At 66.7% G+C, this 17,535-nt stretch carries 20 protein-coding genes; 9 read left to right on the forward strand and 11 right to left on the reverse strand.

Annotated features, from left to right (window positions below):
- Nucleotides 1-86: 86 nt before the first annotated feature.
- Nucleotides 87-419, reverse strand: coding sequence for a ComEA family DNA-binding protein (locus AB4059_RS05630; RefSeq protein ID WP_498977359.1), 333 nt, complete (start codon nucleotides 417-419; stop codon nucleotides 87-89).
- A 209-nt stretch (nucleotides 420-628) separates the two neighbouring features.
- Here AB4059_RS05630 and AB4059_RS05635 point away from each other — a divergent pair, with 209 nt between their 5' ends.
- Both AB4059_RS05635 and AB4059_RS05640 read left to right on the forward strand, forming a co-directional pair.
- On the forward strand, nucleotides 629-2,131 hold the full coding sequence (locus AB4059_RS05635; protein WP_498977361.1) for a M20 family metallopeptidase: 1,503 nt from the start codon (nucleotides 629-631) through the stop codon (nucleotides 2,129-2,131).
- 97 nt (nucleotides 2,132-2,228) lie between these two features.
- Complete coding sequence (locus tag AB4059_RS05640) at nucleotides 2,229-2,489, forward strand: GlsB/YeaQ/YmgE family stress response membrane protein (RefSeq protein ID WP_498977363.1); 261 nt, start codon at nucleotides 2,229-2,231, stop codon at nucleotides 2,487-2,489.
- A 45-nt stretch (nucleotides 2,490-2,534) separates the two neighbouring features.
- Here AB4059_RS05640 and cysN read toward each other — a convergent pair whose 3' ends face one another.
- The 3 genes from cysN to AB4059_RS05655 are packed head-to-tail and all read right to left on the reverse strand — an operon-like array spanning nucleotide 2,535 to nucleotide 6,756.
- Entirely contained in the window at nucleotides 2,535-4,433 is a 1,899-nt protein-coding gene (gene cysN, locus AB4059_RS05645) for a sulfate adenylyltransferase subunit CysN (RefSeq protein WP_498977365.1), read from the reverse strand.
- Complete coding sequence (gene cysD / locus AB4059_RS05650; protein WP_498977367.1) at nucleotides 4,433-5,332, reverse strand: sulfate adenylyltransferase subunit CysD; 900 nt, start codon at nucleotides 5,330-5,332, stop codon at nucleotides 4,433-4,435. Before cysD ends, cysN begins: the two co-directional genes overlap by 1 nt.
- Nucleotides 5,333-5,337: 5 nt before the next feature.
- On the reverse strand, nucleotides 5,338-6,756 hold the full coding sequence (locus tag AB4059_RS05655) for a mannose-1-phosphate guanylyltransferase/mannose-6-phosphate isomerase (RefSeq protein WP_498977369.1): 1,419 nt from the start codon (nucleotides 6,754-6,756) through the stop codon (nucleotides 5,338-5,340).
- A 67-nt stretch (nucleotides 6,757-6,823) separates the two neighbouring features.
- Between AB4059_RS05655 and AB4059_RS05660 the strand changes: the two genes are divergently transcribed.
- Nucleotides 6,824-7,852: an aminoglycoside phosphotransferase family protein gene (locus AB4059_RS05660; protein WP_498977371.1), complete on the forward strand. Its 1,029-nt coding sequence runs from the start codon at nucleotides 6,824-6,826 to the stop codon at nucleotides 7,850-7,852.
- Entirely contained in the window at nucleotides 7,849-8,550 is a 702-nt protein-coding gene (gene murU, locus AB4059_RS05665) for an N-acetylmuramate alpha-1-phosphate uridylyltransferase MurU (protein WP_498977373.1), read from the forward strand. Before AB4059_RS05660 ends, murU begins: the two co-directional genes overlap by 4 nt.
- Here the strand turns inward: murU and hda are convergent.
- Genes hda through AB4059_RS05680 form a run of 3 tightly spaced genes read right to left on the reverse strand, consistent with a single transcriptional unit; the run spans nucleotide 8,536 to nucleotide 11,467 of the window.
- Complete coding sequence (gene hda, locus AB4059_RS05670; RefSeq protein WP_498977375.1) at nucleotides 8,536-9,231, reverse strand: DnaA regulatory inactivator Hda; 696 nt, start codon at nucleotides 9,229-9,231, stop codon at nucleotides 8,536-8,538. The genes murU and hda overlap by 15 nt on opposite strands.
- Nucleotides 9,232-9,239: 8 nt before the next feature.
- Entirely contained in the window at nucleotides 9,240-10,385 is a 1,146-nt protein-coding gene (locus AB4059_RS05675; RefSeq protein ID WP_498977377.1) for an AI-2E family transporter, read from the reverse strand.
- Nucleotides 10,385-11,467, reverse strand: a complete 1,083-nt coding sequence (locus tag AB4059_RS05680) for a DUF2066 domain-containing protein (protein ID WP_498977379.1) — start codon at nucleotides 11,465-11,467, stop codon at nucleotides 10,385-10,387. Before AB4059_RS05680 ends, AB4059_RS05675 begins: the two co-directional genes overlap by 1 nt.
- A 117-nt stretch (nucleotides 11,468-11,584) precedes the next feature.
- On the opposite strand from AB4059_RS05680, the gene purM reads away from it, so the two are divergent.
- From purM to AB4059_RS05705, 5 genes are read left to right on the forward strand one after another with little or no spacing between them, the layout of a single operon-like run.
- Nucleotides 11,585-12,631 (forward strand): phosphoribosylformylglycinamidine cyclo-ligase, encoded by a 1,047-nt coding sequence (purM, locus tag AB4059_RS05685; RefSeq protein ID WP_498977381.1) that lies wholly within the window; start codon nucleotides 11,585-11,587, stop codon nucleotides 12,629-12,631.
- Nucleotides 12,632-12,642: 11 nt separating this feature from the next.
- Complete coding sequence (locus tag AB4059_RS05690; protein ID WP_498977383.1) at nucleotides 12,643-13,290, forward strand: DUF2238 domain-containing protein; 648 nt, start codon at nucleotides 12,643-12,645, stop codon at nucleotides 13,288-13,290.
- The gene (purN, locus tag AB4059_RS05695; protein WP_498977385.1) at nucleotides 13,287-13,955 is read left to right on the forward strand and encodes a phosphoribosylglycinamide formyltransferase; all 669 of its coding nucleotides are present in this window, start codon (nucleotides 13,287-13,289) and stop codon (nucleotides 13,953-13,955) included. Before AB4059_RS05690 ends, purN begins: the two co-directional genes overlap by 4 nt.
- On the forward strand, nucleotides 13,952-14,719 hold the full coding sequence (locus AB4059_RS05700) for a DUF3108 domain-containing protein (protein ID WP_498977387.1): 768 nt from the start codon (nucleotides 13,952-13,954) through the stop codon (nucleotides 14,717-14,719). The genes purN and AB4059_RS05700 overlap by 4 nt, the downstream gene beginning before the upstream one ends.
- 11 nt (nucleotides 14,720-14,730) lie before the next feature.
- Nucleotides 14,731-15,426: a DUF3108 domain-containing protein gene (locus AB4059_RS05705; protein ID WP_498977389.1), complete on the forward strand. Its 696-nt coding sequence runs from the start codon at nucleotides 14,731-14,733 to the stop codon at nucleotides 15,424-15,426.
- 562 nt (nucleotides 15,427-15,988) lie between these two features.
- Here the strand turns inward: AB4059_RS05705 and AB4059_RS05710 are convergent.
- Genes AB4059_RS05710 through AB4059_RS05725 form a run of 4 tightly spaced genes read right to left on the reverse strand, consistent with a single transcriptional unit; the run spans nucleotide 15,989 to nucleotide 17,528 of the window.
- A complete protein-coding gene (locus AB4059_RS05710; protein ID WP_498977391.1) occupies nucleotides 15,989-16,261 on the reverse strand; it encodes a DUF2277 domain-containing protein in 273 nt (90 codons plus the stop codon).
- A gap of 15 nt (nucleotides 16,262-16,276) precedes the next feature.
- Nucleotides 16,277-16,618 carry a hypothetical protein gene (locus AB4059_RS05715; protein WP_498977393.1) on the reverse strand — a complete coding sequence of 114 codons (342 nt, stop codon included), beginning with the start codon at nucleotides 16,616-16,618 and terminating at the stop codon, nucleotides 16,277-16,279.
- A complete protein-coding gene (locus tag AB4059_RS05720) occupies nucleotides 16,618-17,199 on the reverse strand; it encodes a hypothetical protein (RefSeq protein ID WP_498977395.1) in 582 nt (193 codons plus the stop codon). Before AB4059_RS05720 ends, AB4059_RS05715 begins: the two co-directional genes overlap by 1 nt.
- Nucleotides 17,200-17,243: 44 nt before the next feature.
- Nucleotides 17,244-17,528: a hypothetical protein gene (locus tag AB4059_RS05725; RefSeq protein ID WP_498977397.1), complete on the reverse strand. Its 285-nt coding sequence runs from the start codon at nucleotides 17,526-17,528 to the stop codon at nucleotides 17,244-17,246.
- Nucleotides 17,529-17,535: the final 7 nt, after the last annotated feature.

Below are 17,535 nucleotides of genomic sequence, written 5' to 3' on the forward strand. Positions count from 1 at the left end.
CTTTGCTGCCCATCCCTGCACGACGCCCCGCCCAACGGCACCTGCCGCCGGGACGCCACCTGTAAAACCGCGTCGCCTTGCGAAGGTCAGGGCGCGGCGGCCGCCGTTGCCGGCTTCGCCGACCCCTTCGCGCTGCCGCCGCCCAACTGGATGCGGTCGCGGTTCTTCTCGACCGTCTTCAACCCGATGCCCTTCACCTTCGCGAGTTGCTCCAGGCTCTTGTAAGGCCCGTTGGCTTCGCGATGGGCGACGATGGCCTGCGCTTTCGACGGGCCGATGTTGACCAGGACGCGATCGATGGTCTGCGCATCGGCGGTGTTGATGTCCACCGAATCGGCGCCGTAGGCGGCACCGGCGAACAGGACGGAGAGGACCATCGCCTGCAGCGCGGTGGTGGTGGTCTTGATGAACGAGTGCATGGGTGTCTCCCTGACGAGGTGGGCGATGCTTCCTTGCCCGCGGCACGATGCGGCGGACAGGTGCAGTTTCCCGATCCACGCCCGCTGAACCCATCAGGTTTTGCCGCGCCGCCCCGTCGCTGTTTTCAGGCCCTGCGTGTAGGGAATGTCTGATGCGGGCAGACCCCCCGCGTTAGAATTGCGTCCTTTCCCGCCCCAGGTGCCCCCGCATGGATCGTTCCCTCGACGCCCCCGCCCTCGAACGCTACGTCGAGCGCAAGTGGGACGACGACATCGTCCCGCGCCTCGTCGAATACATCGCCATTCCCAACAAGTCGCCGATGTTCGACGCCGATTGGGTGCAGCACGGCTACATGGACCAGGCCGTCGCGCTGATGGAAACCTGGGCGAAGGCGCAGAAGATCGCCGGCATGAAGGTCGAGACGGTGCGCCTGCAGGGCCGCACGCCGCTGATCTTCCTGGAGATCCCGGCGGCCAATGGCGGCAGCGACGAAGATTGCGTGCTGCTCTACGGGCACCTGGACAAGCAGCCGGAGATGACCGGTTGGGACGACGACCTCGGCCCGTGGAAGCCGGTGATCAAGGGCGATCGCCTGTACGGCCGCGGCGGCGCGGACGATGGATACGCGATCTTCGGTTCGCTCGCGGCGATCCTCGCGCTGCAGGAACAGAAGCTCCCGCATGCGCGCTGCGTGATCCTCATCGAGGCCTGCGAGGAATCGGGCAGCTACGACCTGCCCGCCTACGTCGACCACCTCGCCGATCGCATCGGCATGCCCTCGCTGGTGGTGTGCCTGGATTCGGGTTGCGCGAATTACGAACAGTTGTGGTGCACCACGTCGCTGCGCGGCCTGGCCGGCGGCAACCTCACCGTGAAGGTGTTGAGCGAAGGCGTGCACTCGGGCGATGCGTCCGGCATCGTGCCTTCGAGCTTCCGCATCCTGCGCGAACTGCTTTCGCGCATCGAGGACGAAACCACCGGCCGCATCCTGCTCGACGGCCTGCACGACAAGATCCCCGACGAACGCCTGGTCCAGGCGAAGGAAGCGGCGAAGGTCGTCGGTACCGCGGTGTACGACAAGTTCCCCTTCCTGCCCGGCGAAAAGCCGATGGCCGAGGACCTCACCGAACTCGTGCTCAATCGCACGTGGCGCCCTGCGCTGTCGGTGACCGGCGTCGACGGCATGCCGCCCCTGTCGTCGGCCGGCAACGTGCTGCGCCCGCACACCGCGGTGAAGCTCTCGCTGCGCCTGCCGCCCACGCTGGACGGCAAGCGCGCGGGCGACGTGCTCAAGCAGACGCTCGAAAAGGATCCGCCGTACGGCGCACAGGTGTCGCTGGACCTGGAGAAGGCCTCGACCGGTTGGAACGCGCCGGCGATGTCGCCCTGGCTCACGCAGGCCATCGACGAGGCCAGCCGCGAATTCTTCGGCCAGCCGGCGATGTACATGGGCGAAGGCGGCACGATCCCCTTCATGGGCATGCTCGGCGAGAAATTCCCCGACGCGCAGTTCATGATCACCGGCGTGCTGGGCCCGCATTCCAACGCGCACGGCCCGAACGAATTCCTGCACATCCCGATGGGCAAGCGCGTGACCTCCTGCGTCGCGCGCGTGATCGCGCGCCACCACGAGGCCAGCGCGCGCGGCGAGACCAAGGGCAGCGCGGCGATGGCGGGCGGCAAGGAGCGCGGCGAACACGGTTGCTGCTAGGGCGTCGACGCCGCCCGTCGGCGTCGCGCCGATGCTGCGCCGCACACATCGCTAGCATCCCCCTCGGCGTCATCCGGCGCCGCGAGGAGGGGACACCATGTTCGAAGGGCTCCTGATGTACATCGTGGGCGGTGCCGTGATCGGCATCCTGGCGCGCTTCTTCAAGCCCGGCGCGGACCCGGTCGGCTGGATCATGACCATCGTGCTCGGCGCACTGGGCGCCGCGGCCGGCGGTTACATCGCAGGCATGCTCAACGTGACCAACCGCGCGCTGGTCTGGGTCATCGCGATCCTGGCGGCCATCGTGTTGTTGTTCCTGTGGGAAGCGGTCCGCGGCAAGAAGGCGCGCCCCGCGTAACAACGTTCCCGTCCCTCCCCGCCTTGCGCGGGGAGGGGCTTTGCGTCACTCGCCGAGGAGGCGACGCACCACCCGCTCGGCCAGCGCCTCCGGCGTTTCGGCCATGGTATCTAGGCGCAGCTCCGGCGCTTCGGGCGCTTCGTACGGCGAATCGATGCCGGTGAAATGCGGCAGGTCGCCACGCCGCGCCTTCGCATACAAACCCTTGACGTCGCGCGACTCGGCGACCGACAGCGGCGTATCGACGAACACTTCGATGAATTCGCCCTCCTCGAACATCGCGCGCGCCGCCGCACGTTCGCCGCGGAAGGGCGAGATGAAGCTGACCAGCACGATCAGGCCCGCGTCGGTCATCAACTTCGCCACTTCGGCCACGCGGCGCAGGTTTTCCACGCGATCTTCGTCGGTGAACCCGAGGTCGCGGTTCAGGCCATGGCGCACGTTGTCGCCGTCGAGCACGAAGGCATGCTTGCCCATCGCGTGCAGGCGCTTGTCGACCAGGTTGGCCACCGTCGACTTGCCCGAGCCCGACAGGCCGGTAAACCAAACGCAACGCGGTGACTGGCCCATGCTGCGCGCGCGCGTGGCGCGGTCGACATCGATGTGCTGCCAATGCAGGTTGCCCGCGCGACGCAACGCGAAATCGAGCGTGCCCGCCGCGACGGTCGCGTTGTCGATGCGATCGATCAGGATGAAGCCGCCCAGCGCGCGATTGCGCGCATAGGGTTCGAACGGAATCGCCTGGTCGAGCGAGAGGTTGCAATAACCGACTTCGTTCAGCGCCAGATGCGTCGCCGCCAGCGGCGCCTGCGTATCGATGTCCACCTTGTGCTTGAGCGTGGTCACCGTCGCGCCGACCGTGCGCGTGCCGAGCTTCAACCAGTACGGACGCCCCGGCAGCAACTGCCCTTCGCCCATCCACAGCACGTGCGCGGCGAATTGGTCGGAGACTTCCGGTGCATCGTCGGCCGCCGCGATGACATCGCCGCGACTGACGTCCACTTCATCGGCGAGCACGATCATCACCGCCTGCCCTGCGACCGCAAGGTCCACCGCACCGTCGGGACCGAGCACGCGCGCAACCTGCGAACGCCGCCCCGAGGGCAACACGACCACCGCATCGCCCGGCTTGACGCTGCCGGCGACGAGCGTGCCCGCGAAACCGCGGAAATCACGGCTCGCATCGCTGCGATCCGGGCGCTGCACCCACTGCACCGGCAGGCGGAAGCCACTGTCGGCCTGCGGGCGTTCGATCTGCACCGTGTCCAGGTATTCGAGCAGCGACGGGCCGTCGTACCACGGCGTTGAATCGCCGCGATGCACGAGGTTCTCGCCCTTCAGCGCCGACAGCGGAATGCACTGCACGTGCGGGATGCCGAGCGAATGCGCGAGCTGCGTGTATTCCTCGGCGATCGCTTCGAACACACCCTGGTCGTAACCGACCAGGTCCATCTTGTTCACCGCCAGCACCACGTGGCGCAGGCCGAGCAGCGCGGCGATGTACGTGTGCCGGCGCGTCTGCACCAACAGGCCCTTGCGCGCATCGACGAGCACCACCGCCAATTCCGCGGTCGACGCGCCCGTCGCCATGTTGCGCGTGTACTGCTCGTGCCCGGGGCAATCGGCGACGATGTACTTGCGATGTTCGGTATCGAAGAAACGGTAGGCGACATCGATGGTGATGCCCTGCTCGCGCTCGGCGGCCAGGCCGTCCATCAGCAGTGCGTAGTCGATCTCCGCGCCTTGCGTGCCGTGGCGGCGGCTGTCGGCGGCGAGCGCGGCGAGCTGGTCGTCGAACAGGCGCTTGCTGTCGTACAACAAGCGGCCGATCAACGTGCTCTTGCCGTCGTCCACGCTGCCGCAGGTGATGAAGCGCAGCAGGCCCTTGTGTTCGTGGCGGCGCAGTGCTTCGGCGACGCTGGTCGCGGGGTCCATGAGGTCCATCAGAAATACCCTTCCTGCTTCTTCTTCTCCATCGACGCGGTGGGATCGTGGTCGATCACGCGGCCCTGTCGTTCGGAGGTCGTCGCCACCAGCATCTCGGCGATGATCTTTTCCAGCGTGTCGGCGTCCGAATCGATCGCACCGGTCAGCGGATAGCACCCCAGCGTGCGGAAGCGCACGCGACGCATCTGCGGCACTTCGCCTTCGCGCAGCGGCAGGCGCTCGTCGTCGACCATCAGCAACGCGCCGTCGCGTTCGACGATGGGACGTTCCTTCGCGAAATACAGCGTCGGCACCGGGATGCCTTCGCGGAAGATGTAGAGCCACACGTCGAGCTCGGTCCAGTTCGACAGCGGGAACACACGCACGCTTTCGCCCGTGGCGATGCGCGCGTTGTACAGATCCCACAACTCGGGACGCTGGTGCTTGGGATCCCAACGATGCTGTGCGTTGCGGAAGGAGAACACGCGTTCCTTCGCGCGCGACTTCTCTTCGTCGCGGCGCGCCCCGCCGATGGCCGCGTCGAAACCGTACTGGTCCAGCGCCTGCTTCAGGCCCTGCGTCTTCATCACGTCGGTATGCACGGTCGCGCCATGCGAAATCGGGCCGATGCCGCGCGCGACGCCGTCGGGATTGGTATGCACGCGCAAGTCGACGCCCGTCTCCGCCGCGCGGCGGTCGCGGAATTCGATCATTTCGCGGAACTTCCAGCCGGTGTCCACGTGCAGCAGCGGGATCGGCGGCTTGCCGGGCGCGAACGCCTTCAACAGCAGATGCAGCAACACCGAGCTGTCCTTGCCGACCGAATAGAGCAACACCGGGTTGCGGAAGCTCGCCGCCACCTCGCGGAGGATGTGAAGGCTCTCCGCTTCGAGGCGGTCCAGATGGCTCAACTGCATGAAAATCAGGCTCCCTGGCCCGTTCGGCCGTAAACGTCATCGTAGCGGACGATGTCGTCCTCGCCCAAATAGGCCCCGGATTGCACCTCGATCAGCTCCAGCGTTTCGCGGCCCGGATTCTCCAGCCGATGCTTGGCGCCGATGGGAATGTAGGTGCTCTCGTTGGCGCGCAGGTCGTAGACATCGTCGTTGCGGGTGACGCGGGCCACGCCGCGCACGACGATCCAGTGCTCGGCGCGATGCGCGTGCGATTGCAGGGACAGCGAGGCACCGGGCTTGACCTTGATGCGCTTGACCTGGAAGCCGTCGCCGACGTCGACCGAGTCGTAGCTGCCCCAGGGGCGATGCACTTCGCGATGCAGCGCGACCTGCGTGCGGTCGGCCGCCTTCAGGCGGGCGACGACTTCCTTCACCTGCTGCACGCGGTCCTTGCGCGCGACGAGCACCGCATCGTCGGTTTCCACCACGACCAGGTCGTCGACGCCGACCAGCGCCACCAATCTGCGCGCATACGCGTACGAATTGCGGCTGTCGACCGCGATGACATCGCCGTGGTGTGCGTTGCCCTGCGCATCGCGCTCGGTGACATCCCACAACGCCGACCACGAACCGACATCGTTCCAGCCGATGTCGACGGGCAGCACCATTGCCGCATCCGTGCGTTCCATCACCGCGTAGTCGATCGAATCCGACGGACACGCGGCGAAGGCCTCGCCTTCCAGGCGCACGAAGTCGCCATCGCGTTTTGCCGCATCGAACGCCGCGCGACACGCCGCGACGATGTCGGGGCGGAAGCGTTCGAGTTCTTCCAGCACGCGCGAGGCGCGGAACAGGAACATGCCGCTGTTCCAGTAATAACCGCCGGCGTCGAGATACTGTTGCGCGGTTTGCGCATCGGGCTTCTCGACGAAGCGTTTCACGGGGCGCACGCCGCTGCCCGCGCCGTCGCCTTCGATGTAGCCGAAGCCGGTTTCCGGCGCCGTGGGCAGGATGCCGAAGGTGACGAGCGCGCCCGCCTCCGCCGCCGCGCAGGCTTCGCGCACCGCGGCGCGGAACGCATCGACATTGGCGACGACGTGATCGGACGGCAGCACGAGCAGCAAGGGATCGCCGCCGTCGGCCAGCGCCTGCAACGCGGCCACGGCGATCGCCGGCGCGGTGTTGCGGCCCACCGGTTCGAGCAGGATGCGCGGCACGGGCGCGCCGACCTGGCGCAACTGCTCGGCTACGAGGAAGCGATGCGATTCGTTGGCGACCACGATGGGCGCTTGCGCGCTGAGCGGGCCGACGCGTTCCCACGTCGCCTGCAACATCGTGTCCTCGCCGACCAGGGGCAGGAATTGTTTGGGATAGGCCTCGCGCGACAAGGGCCACAGGCGCGTGCCGGAGCCCCCCGACAGCAACACCGGCCGCAATTCGCTCATGTCCGTCTCGCCCAATTCATTGCCGGCAGTTTACCCTTCGCGCTCTTGCCCGCCGCAGACACCGACCATGGACTCCGGAACCGTCCCACGCGAAGAACAGCGCCTGGCCTGGACACGGCAGATCCTCGGAGACCACACCGTCGGCCTGGCCCGCGCCTCGGCCGACGCCGGGTTCCGCAGCTACTGGCGCACCCTCGGGGCCGAGCCCAGCCGCATCGTGATGGACTCCCCGCCGGACAAGGAAGACGTCAAGCCGTGGTTGCGGATCCGCGCCATGCTCCAGGACGCCGGCGTGCGCGTGCCGCAGGTCGCCTGCGAGGACGACGTGCAGGGCTTCCTGCTGATGGAAGACCTCGGGGCCGATACCTACCTGGCCGCGCTGAACTCGGACAACGCCGATCAGTTGTTCGACGACGCCATCGGCCAGTTGCTGCGCCTGCAGGCCATTCCCGTTCCCGCCGACTTCCCGCAATACAACGAAGCGCTGTTGCTGCGCGAGCTGCGCCTGTTCGACGAATGGTTCCTCGGCAAGCACCTGGCCGTGGTCCTCGACGCGCACGACGAACAGCTCCTCGAACGCGTGCATCGCGTGCTGATCGACGCGGCGCTGAAACAACCGCAAGTCTTCGTGCATCGCGATTTCATGCCGCGCAATCTCATGCCCGCCGATGACGGTCCGGCCGTGCTCGATTTCCAGGACGCCGTGCGCGGGCCGATCGCCTACGACCCACTCTGTCTGTTCAAGGATGCCTTCGTGAGCTGGCCGCAGGATCGCGTGGATGCGTGGCTGGAGCGTTACCACCAGCGCGCGAAGGACGCGGGGCTGCCCGTGCCGTCGCTGGAGCAATTCCGCCGCGACGTCGACTGGATCGGCGTGCATCGCCACTTGAAGGTGATCGGCATCTTCGCGCGCCTGCACCACCGCGACGCGAAGCCACATTACCTCGAAGATGCGCCGCGTTTCTTCGCCTATCTCGACCGCGTGCTGCCGAAGTATCCGGAACTCGCGCCGCTGGTCGCGCTGATCGAGCGCCACGTGCGGCCGACGCTGAAGGAATACACGCACTGGACCGACGGCACCGGCGACGTCTCGTGAAGGCACTGATCTTCGCCGCCGGCCTCGGCGAACGCATGCGGCCCCTGACGAACACCACGCCCAAGCCCTTGCTCCAGGCGGGCGGCAAGCCGCTGATCGTGTGGCACCTGGAGAAACTCGCGGCGCTCGGCGTGCGCGAGGTGGTCGTCAACACGAGTTGGTTGGCCGATCGCTTCCCGGAAGTACTCGGCGATGGCAGTCGTTGGGGCATGCGGCTGCATTACAGCTACGAAGGCCCGACACCGTTGGAGACCGGCGGCGGCATGCTCAATGCGCTGCCGATCCTCGGCGACGAACCGTTCCTCACGGTGAACGGCGATGTCTGGACCGATTTCGACTTCGCGCTGTTGCCGCAGACGATGGATCGCGATGCGCACCTCGTGTTCGTCGACAATCCCCCGCAGCATCCGAACGGCGATTACGACCTGCAATCCGACGGCACGGTCCGGGCGCACGGGCACGAAAAGCTGACCTACGCCGGCATTGGTGTGTTTCGCGCTGCCTTGTTCGAAGGCTGGCGCGAGATCATCGGCGATGTCGAGGGCGTCGAACGCACGCCGCCTCGGTTCAAGCTGCCGCCGCTGCTGGTCGCCGCGATGGTGCGCAATGCGGTGCAAGGCGCGCATCACCTGGGGCGCTGGACGGATGTGGGCACGCCGCAGCGCCTTGCGGAACTGGATGCGTCACTCGTCGTGTAGCGTTTGCCGCAGGAAAGGCACGGTGATCTTCCGCTGCGCCGCCAGCGAGGCACGATCCAGCACGTCGAGCAAACCGGTCAGCGTCGCAAGATCGCGCCCTCGCCGGCGCAACAACCAATCGATCGCCGCCTCGTCGAGCACCAGGCCGCGACGCTGTGCGCGCGAACGCAACACATCGCGACGCGCCTGATCATCGAGCGGCGACAACACCACGCGCGCGCATTGCGACAGGCGTGAACGCAGATCGGGCAAGCTCAGCGCCAACTGATCCGGCGAAGCCTGCGCCGCATACAACACGCTCGCACCCGATTGCCGCGCGCGATTGTGGAAGTCGAACAAGGCCACTTCGTCCTCGCGCACGCCCGCGATGGCTTCGAGCCCATCGAGCGCGACGAGCGACAGGCCATCGAAGGCTTCCAGCGCATCGCGCAAGCGCCCCGCCGCGCTCTTCAACGGCAGATAGGCCGCCGCGCGCCCGGCCGATTCGGCCGAGGCGCATGCAGCGAGCAACACATGCGTCTTGCCCACGCCCGCGGGCCCGGCGAGGAACAACCAGTCGTGCCCCGCGCCTTCGGCGAGCGCACGCACCTGCGCGAGCGCGCCCTCGGGCGCGCCGACGAATGTCTCGAGGCGCTGGTCCGGCGGGTAACGCAGGGCCAGCGGAAGTTGCGGTGCAGGCATGCGATCGATCAGACGTGGTCGTCGCCGGGCGCGGGGCGGTCGAGCCCCGCGTCGACGTAGGGATCCAGTTCGATGCCCGGCCGATCGCCGGTGAACAGGCGGCTGTGCGTGTAACGCTCATGCGCGTAACGCAGCAACACGTTCGCGACCGCGGCCACCGGCAATGCGAGCAACACGCCGAGGAAACCGAACAACTGCCCGCCCGCCATGATCGCGAAGATCACCGCGACCGGATGCAGCCCGATCTTGTCGCCGACCAGCCGCGGCGTGAGGACATAGCTTTCGATCACCTGCCCCACGCCGAACACGCCGAGCACCAGCGCCACGTGCGTCCAGTCGCCGTATTGCACCAGCGCCGCGATCACGCCGAGCACCACGCCGCTCGCCGGGCCCAGGTAGGGCACGAAGCTGATCAGGCCCGCGATGAGCCCGATCAACAAGCCCAAGTCCAGGCCGACCGCCCACAAGCCCAGCGCATACATCACGCCCAGCACGAGCATCACGGTGAACTGCCCGCGCAGGAAAGCGCCGAGCACCGCGTCGGATTCGGTCGCCAGGCGCGTGACCGTGCCGATGTGGTCGCGCGGCACGAGCGCGGCGACGCGCTCCTTCAACAGATCCCAATCGCGCAGGAAGTAGAACGTGAGGAAGGGCACGAGCACGATGTTCGCGATCCAGCCGACCAGCGCGAAGCCAGAGCGCGACAGATACCCGAGCATCGTCGTCGCCACGCCGCCGGCGCGTTCCCAGTGGTCGCGCACGAGCTGGAACAGGCGGTCCGGATCCAGCCACGCCATCAGGTCCAGGCCCGTGTGGCGCTCGAACCACGGGAGCACCGTGCCGATGAACCAGTCGCGATAATGCGGCAGCGATTCGACGAGCGTGACGATCTGCCGTTCGATCAGCGGCAGCAGCAACACCAGGGTCACCAGCACGACGAAGGCCATCGTGCAGAACACGATCACCACCGCGATGTGGCGCGACCAGCCGCGACGCTGCAAGCGGTCGACCGTGGGATCGCCGAGCCAGCCGAGCAGCGCGGCGAACACGAAAGGCGTGAGGATCGGCGCGAGCAGCCAGAGCAGCAGGCCCGTGATCAGGACAATGCCTGCCCACTGGATGCGGCGCGCGAACGGCGACAGGGGCATCTCCATCAGCGCAGGTGCAGGACGGGTTGGTCTTCTTCGGCGAGCAGCACCTCGCCCGTGCCGACCACGCGGCGCAGGCCCGGCAGGCCGGTGATCAGGTCGAGCTCGACGATGAAGCCATCGGGCGCCGCACGCACCGGCGCCATGCCGCGCACGACCGGCAGGCCCTGCAGGTAGGACATCAGGCGGATGTAGTCCTCGGCATTGCGGATGCCGTCGATCTGCACGGTGTAGCGGCCCGGTTCGCCGGCCGCCGTGCTGCGCTTGGCGTATTTCTTCGACAGCGCATCGGCCGCGCCGTCGGCGCCGGTGGCCATCGCCCGACGCGCGTCGGGCTGCGAGGACGTCCAGGTCGACAGCACCTTGCCCGAGTCGACGAAGGTCCAATCGGCGGTCCAGCCGCCGCCGCCCGTGGTGCGATACAGCTTGCCGATCAACTGCATCGGCGGGCTGTAGCGCGAAGACGCGCGCGCGATGGCGGCCGTATCGCCGCGCCAGATGGCGCCGACGGCCGCTTGTTCGGCGGCGCTGCCCGAAGGCAGGCCGAGGCGGTAGCCGCGTTCCTGCGCGCGATCGAGTACGGCGCGGGCGGCGTTGGTCTGCGCCAGCGCGACCAGGCGCGGGCCGCGCCCGTCGTCGATCGCCAGCCACAGCACGGGCTTGGGCCGCGGCTCGGCCCATACCGGCAAACCGAGCGTGGCGGCGATGCCGTCGATCTGTTCGGGGTCGAAGCGCACGACCAGCGTCGTGTTGAACGTCGGCGCGCCCGTGCTCGAGCGGCCCTCGTCCTGCTTGTAGTCGTAGCTCTTCACGTAATCCTTGGCGTGGCGCAGCTCCTGCCCCACCCCCGGCCGGCTCGGCGCGGACCGATCGCCGGTGAGCTTGCCCAGCACGATGGTCATGGCGCGCGCGAAGCCCGCGTTGCGCTCGGCCTCGCCCTGGCTGTTCACCTTCACCTCGGCCTCGTAGAGCCCTTGCGCGCCGGCGACGACGTCGCCCTCGGTGCGTTGCGCGAACGCAGAACCGCTCGCCAGCCACAACACCGCCGCGACCGCGAACGCCTTGCCCATGCGAAATGCCAGGTGCATCGATCCATCCTTGCCTGCTCGACGGCCTGCATGGTGCCGCAGGCTTGCCCGCAGCGCCAACCCGGCGCGTCCGCCGCGCCTGCTAAAATCCTCCTCCTTGCCGCTTTCCGGCGTCCAATGGCCACCCGCGTGACCACCCCCACTCCGCTTACCTACCGGGACGCCGGCGTCGACATCGACGCGGGCAACGAAGTCGTCGAACGCATCAAGCCGCTGGTCAAGCGCAGTTTCCGGCCCGAAGTGATGGGCGGCCTGGGCGGCTTCGGCGCGCTGTTCGACCTGACGGGCAAGTACAAGGAGCCGGTGCTGGTCTCCGGCACCGACGGCGTGGGCACCAAGCTCAAGCTCGCCCAGCAGCTCAATCGCCACGACACCATCGGCATCGACCTGGTCGCGATGTGCGTCAACGACGTCCTCGTGCAGGGCGCCGAGCCGCTGTTCTTCCTCGATTATTTCGCCACCGGCAAGCTGGATGTCGATACGACGGTCGCCGTCGTCGGCGGCATCGCCAAGGGCTGCGAACTCTCCGGCTGCGCGCTGATCGGTGGCGAAACCGCCGAGATGCCCGACATGTACCCGCCGGGCGAATACGACCTGGCCGGCTTCTGCGTTGCCGCGGTCGAGAAGTCGCAGATCCTCGACGGCGCGAAGGTGCGCGCGGGCGACGTGCTGCTCGGCATCGCCTCCTCGGGCCCGCATTCCAACGGTTACTCGCTCGTGCGCCGCATCTACGATCGTGCGGGCCGCCCGGCCGACCTCGACGTCGGCGGCGTGAAGCTCGTCGATGCGCTGATGGCGCCGACGCAGTTGTACGTCAAGCCGATCCTCGAACTGCTCGCCAAGCACGATCTCCATGCGATGGCGCACATCACCGGCGGCGGCCTGACGGAGAACATCATCCGCGTGATCCCCGACGGCCTGGGCCTCGACATCGAAGCGTCGGCCATCGTGCTTCCGCCCGTGTTCGATTGGCTGCAGCGCGAAGGCGCGGTGCCGCGCGAAGAAATGTGGCGCACCTTCAATTGCGGCGTGGGCTTCGTGCTCGTCCTCGCGCGCGACGCGGTGTCCGCGGTGTCCGACGACCTGAAACGCCTTGGCCTCGCGCATCGCGAGATCGGACAGGTGGTCGAAGCCAGCGGCGCGGAACGCGTGCGCATCGGTTGAGGAACGCCATCGTGTCGACCCGCCCTGTGACGCGGCCGGTCGATGCGGCCCCCGCCGAACACATCAAGCGCGCCGCCTTGGCCGTCACGCTGGCGGTCTTCGCCGCATCGTGGATCAAGCCCTTGTGGCCCGCCGAACAGGCGCTGCATTCCAGCCTGACGGTGGTCGCCCTCGTTTGGCTGGTGTTGCACGACAGGCGCTGGTCGATGCGCGTGCAGGACTTCGTTGCGATCTGCGGTTTCATCACCGCGCATGCGATCGCATCGCACTGGTTGTATTCGTACGTGCCCTTCGATGCGTGGGCGCGCACCTTGTTCACGTGGTCGCCGACGGAGGCGTTCTCGTTGCAGCGCAACCCCGCCGATCGCGTCATCCATTTCCTGTACGGGCTGTGCTTCGCGCCGGCGTTGCGCGAACACGCATTGCGCCGCTGGCCCGCGTTGTCGCCGCGCCATGCCTTCGCGCTCGCGGTCGGCGCGATCATGTGCAGCAGCCTGGTCTACGAATGGTTCGAGTGGGGCGTCGCGCTGTCGCTTTCGCCCGATGACGCCGAGTCCTACAACGGCCAGCAAGGCGATCCGTGGGACGCGCATGCGGACATGTTGCTCGCCACGATCGGCGCGCTGTTCGCCTTCCCGCGCAGGGCGGTGGCCGCATGAAGCGCCGCCTCGCCATCCTCGCCTCCGGGCGCGGCAGCAACCTGCAGGCGCTGCTGGATGCGATCGCCGCCGGTTCGCTCGATGCGGACATCGTCGGCGTGTTTTCCAATCGGCTCAATGCGCCGGCGCTCGAACGCGTGCCCGCGCAATTGCGTTGGAGCCGCGATGCGAAGTCGTATGCGCCGCGCGAGGAATTCGACGCGGAGCTCGCTGATGCGATCGACGCGGTGCAGCCGGACTGGATCGTGTGCGCGGGCTATCTGCGCGTGCTCGATGAAACGTTTGTCGAACGCTTCCGCGGACGCGTACTCAACATCCATCCCTCGCTGCTGCCGGCGTATCGCGGCCTGAAGACGCATGCACGCGCGATCGCCGACGGCGTCGCCGAGCATGGCGCGAGTGTCCACTTCGTCAGCCCCGAACTCGACGCAGGGGCGGTCATCGCGCAGGCCCGCGTGCCCGTGTTGCCCGGCGACACCCCCGACGCGTTGGCCGAACGCGTGCTCGCCGCCGAACACCCCTTGCTGGTGAAGGTCCTGGGCCTGGCGGTGGCGGGCCGGATCGCTGAACAGGGGGACACGGTCCTCCTCGACGGTCATCCCCTGTTGGCTCCGCTGCCCTTAGATTCCGCCGATCCCGACTGCATGGCCCTGCCCACCCGGTGACTTCCTTCGTCCGCCCCCTGCTGGTTGCCGCGCTGGTCGTGGTCGCAGGGGCATGCCCGGCGGCTGCGCAGCAGGCGCCTGCGCCGGCGGCGACCACGCTCGCGGCGCCGGAACCGGCGGTCCAGGCATTGTTCCCCTTCAACGCCCGCTATGCGGTCTTCCGCGACGGCAAGCCGCTGGGCGATGCCACGCTGGAACTGGTGGCCCTCGACCACGCCCGCTGGCGGATCGACCTGCGCATCGAAGCCACCCACGGCCTGCTGTCGCTGGCCAACCTCGACCTGCAACAGAGCACGGTGTTCGATCAAACGCCCGGTGGTTTCCGGCCGCTGAGCCAGGCGACCGTGCGCAAGGCGCTCTTCAGCCGCAAGCAGATCACCGGGACCTACGATTGGTCGCGCAATCTCGCGCAGTGGACGGGCGACGTGAAGAAGACCCGCCGCGCGCCGGTGCCGCTGCAGGCCGGGGACATGAACGCGCTGTTGATCAACCTGGCGATGTTGCGCGACGCGGCCCCCGGGGCCACGCTTCACTACCGGTTCGTCGACGACGGGCGTGCGCGCGACCAGGAGTACCGTGTGGCGGCCGCGCGCGAGTCGCAGGTCGTCGATGATCTGGCTTACGCGGCGTTGCGCGTGGATCGCGTGCGCGGCGGCGGCAATGCCACCACTTTCTGGGTCGTCGAATCCGTTCCGACGCCCGTCCGCATCGTGCAGCACGACGATGACGGGGATCTCGAACTGCAACTGGTCGCGTACCAATAGGAAGCTTGCCCATGCGTTCTTTCAATCGTTTGAGTCGCGCGTTCGTCGCAGCTGCATTGGTGGCGTGCGTGTCCTTGCCTGCGTTCGCCGCAGGGCCGTCGCTGAAGTCGTTCAATGCCGAGTACGTGGCCAATTACATGGGCATGGAAGGCAATGCGCACATGCAGCTCGCGCCTGCGGGTGCGCAGTGGAAGTATTCGTTGAGTATCCAGAGCAGTCTTGCTTCGTTGAGCCAGGTCACGATGTTCGAGGAGAACGGTGGGCAGTGGCGTCCGGTGTCGGGCAGCGACAATTCGTCGGTCCTGATCAAGAAGGTCGTCAAGAACGCGCAGTACGATTGGGACAAGGGTGTCGCGACGTGGACGGGCAACGTGAAGCCGGATCGGGCTGGGCCGGTGGAGCTCAAGCCTGGGGATCTGGATGCGATGTTGGTGAATCTGGCGTTGGCGCGTGATGTCGCGGCGGGGAAGCCGTTGCGTTATCGGATGGTCGACGATGGGCGTGCGAAGGACATGGTCTATACGGTGGCCGGGAAGGAGTCGATCACGGTCGGCGGGAAGGCGCGGCAGGCCACCAAGGTTGAGCGGACTGACGGGAACAAGCAGACGTTGGTGTGGATCGTCGACGGGATGCCTGCGCCTGCGCGGATTCTGCAGCGGAAGGATGGGCAGGATGAGGTCGATTTGCAGCTCAAGTCGATGAAGTGAATCGATGTCTTCATCAAGAAAGCCCCGCAATGCGGGGCTTTTTTTTGTTCGAAGAATTGGCGTCGTCGGGTTGTGGGCGTCGCCACCCGATGGGCGCATCGGCACGCCGTGCTGGATGTCCTTTTGACTCCGCTGAAAAGCAAACGCTCCGCAAAAGGACATCCAGCACGACGCACCGCTGCGCACTTCGACTGATGGTCGCGCGACACAACTCGGTGAGGGGGGGCGTCGCGCGTCGTGGGCACGCGCCGACTGCCAGCACACCCGACGGGCCGGCACCTCGCCCGTCGAGGACATCGCGGCATACGCGGTGCAACGTCCGCGCCAGCGCGATGTCCTCTCTCGGGCAAGGTGCCTTCGCGGCGATTGGATGGGTGAAGCGGGGCCGCCCTTGGGCGGCTATAGGCCTAGTGCGAGGTCGTAGAGGTCTCGCAGCCATCGCAGGAAGCTTTTTGGCGCGGATTCGCCGGAGCGGATGCGCGTCGCGAAAAGCCACGTGACGTAGATGGCGAAGAAAAGCGTTGCCGCCAGGACGATGATGGTGACGGCTATCGACATGGTTTCAGCGTGCGCCAAAGCGCTTGACCGAAAGCGCCGCAGCCTTGCTCCGCTCGGCTTCCCGGTTCTTCGGCGGACTGAACGTCGTGAGCGAATTGATGAGCGTCGTCGCCGCGTCGCTGACTTGCTGCACGGCCAGGTTGAATGCGGCTTCGTTGGCCTTCGATGGCGCGTTGAACCCGCTCAGCTTGCGGACGAATTGCACGGCCGAGGCGCGGATTTCGTCGTCCGTCGCCGGCGGGGCGAAGTTGAATAGGGTTTTGATGTTCCTGCACATGTCGCCTCCAGGCGGCTACTTGGGCCGCTGATGTCCGCCGCCAGTCAGCGTCACGGGTCGGACTTCGTATGGGGTAGCGCGGTCCGGGAATGCCGATTCCGGGTAGTAGGAGACCCAATATTCGACGTCCCCGTGGCACGTATGCAAGAACCACTGCTCTTCCCTGAGACCGTTATAGCCGGCGACAACGGTACCGACCTTGAAACGCTCGACGTTGCACGACGCCTCGAAGTCCTTCTGGATCAGGAACAACCAGTACTGCGGCGCGCGGATCGATTCCGAGGCAGAGACGCCGAAGCACCAAAGCAAGGTCGCGAACGCCAGGAATCGTCCACGGTTCATCGGCGGCATGCGCATCAAAAGGGAAACCCCTTGGCGCCTTCCAACACCGACGCCTCGACCGACTCCTCCCCGTTCAAACGCATCAGGTCGCGCATTGCCACCAGCCCGGCGTCCTCGGACCAATAGAAGTAAGTGGTCCCATCCTGCTTGTTCGGGGTTGCGATGACGAAGGTCTTGAAGTGCGTGCCAAAGAAGGTCAGGTCTTCGGTACGAATCACTTCAAACTTGTTTGCCATCGTCTCCCATCGCTGCCCGACACGCAGGCCGCGCTCCTTCGGTACTGCGAAATGCGTGGCAGTGGTGCGAAAGCAGTAGTAGTGCTCGTCTTCGCAAGATTGGAGGTGGGAAACGGAATGACAGCCGATGAGTGTTCCGCGCGGCGCGTGCCAGTGGTCGTTCGGGCGGGTGTCGATGACGAGCTTGATCGCCGCGGGGAACTGGCTTTCGGTGCCGGCTTCGAACACGCCACAGACACCGTCGCGGACAGCGAGGTTCGAGTATGTGTAAGGTCCGACCGCTTCAACCGCGTTGGCGGGAAGCGAAGCGTCGGCGGAAAAAATCGCAAAGGCGATGAACCATGTCCTGATGGGCGTCATGTCGTGCTCCTTGAATCGCATCGTCTGTTGTCGGCTTGATCGGGTTATTCGGCGCCATCTGGACTTGGGTAGACATTCTTTTCATACCAGGTCTCAGAATGCACCTCGTCGATGGCTGCATCCAGCGCCTGGCGCAGTCTGGTGACTGGAATCTGTACGATTTTCCCGTCGACGTAGAACTCGATCCAAAGCGATTCGTCCGCGTCGTCGGCGATGATCGCAGCGAGCTGATGGTCGACGCCACCGATCGTGGCCCACAGCTCAAGTTGCTTGCCTGCGTCGGGCGTTCCAAGCCATGACAGTCGGAGATCGGGGCGAATGGTTTGCATGGCGCGC

The sequence above is a fragment of the Lysobacter sp. 2RAF19 genome (genome assembly GCF_052115395.1).
Classification (GTDB): domain Bacteria; phylum Pseudomonadota; class Gammaproteobacteria; order Xanthomonadales; family Xanthomonadaceae; genus Noviluteimonas.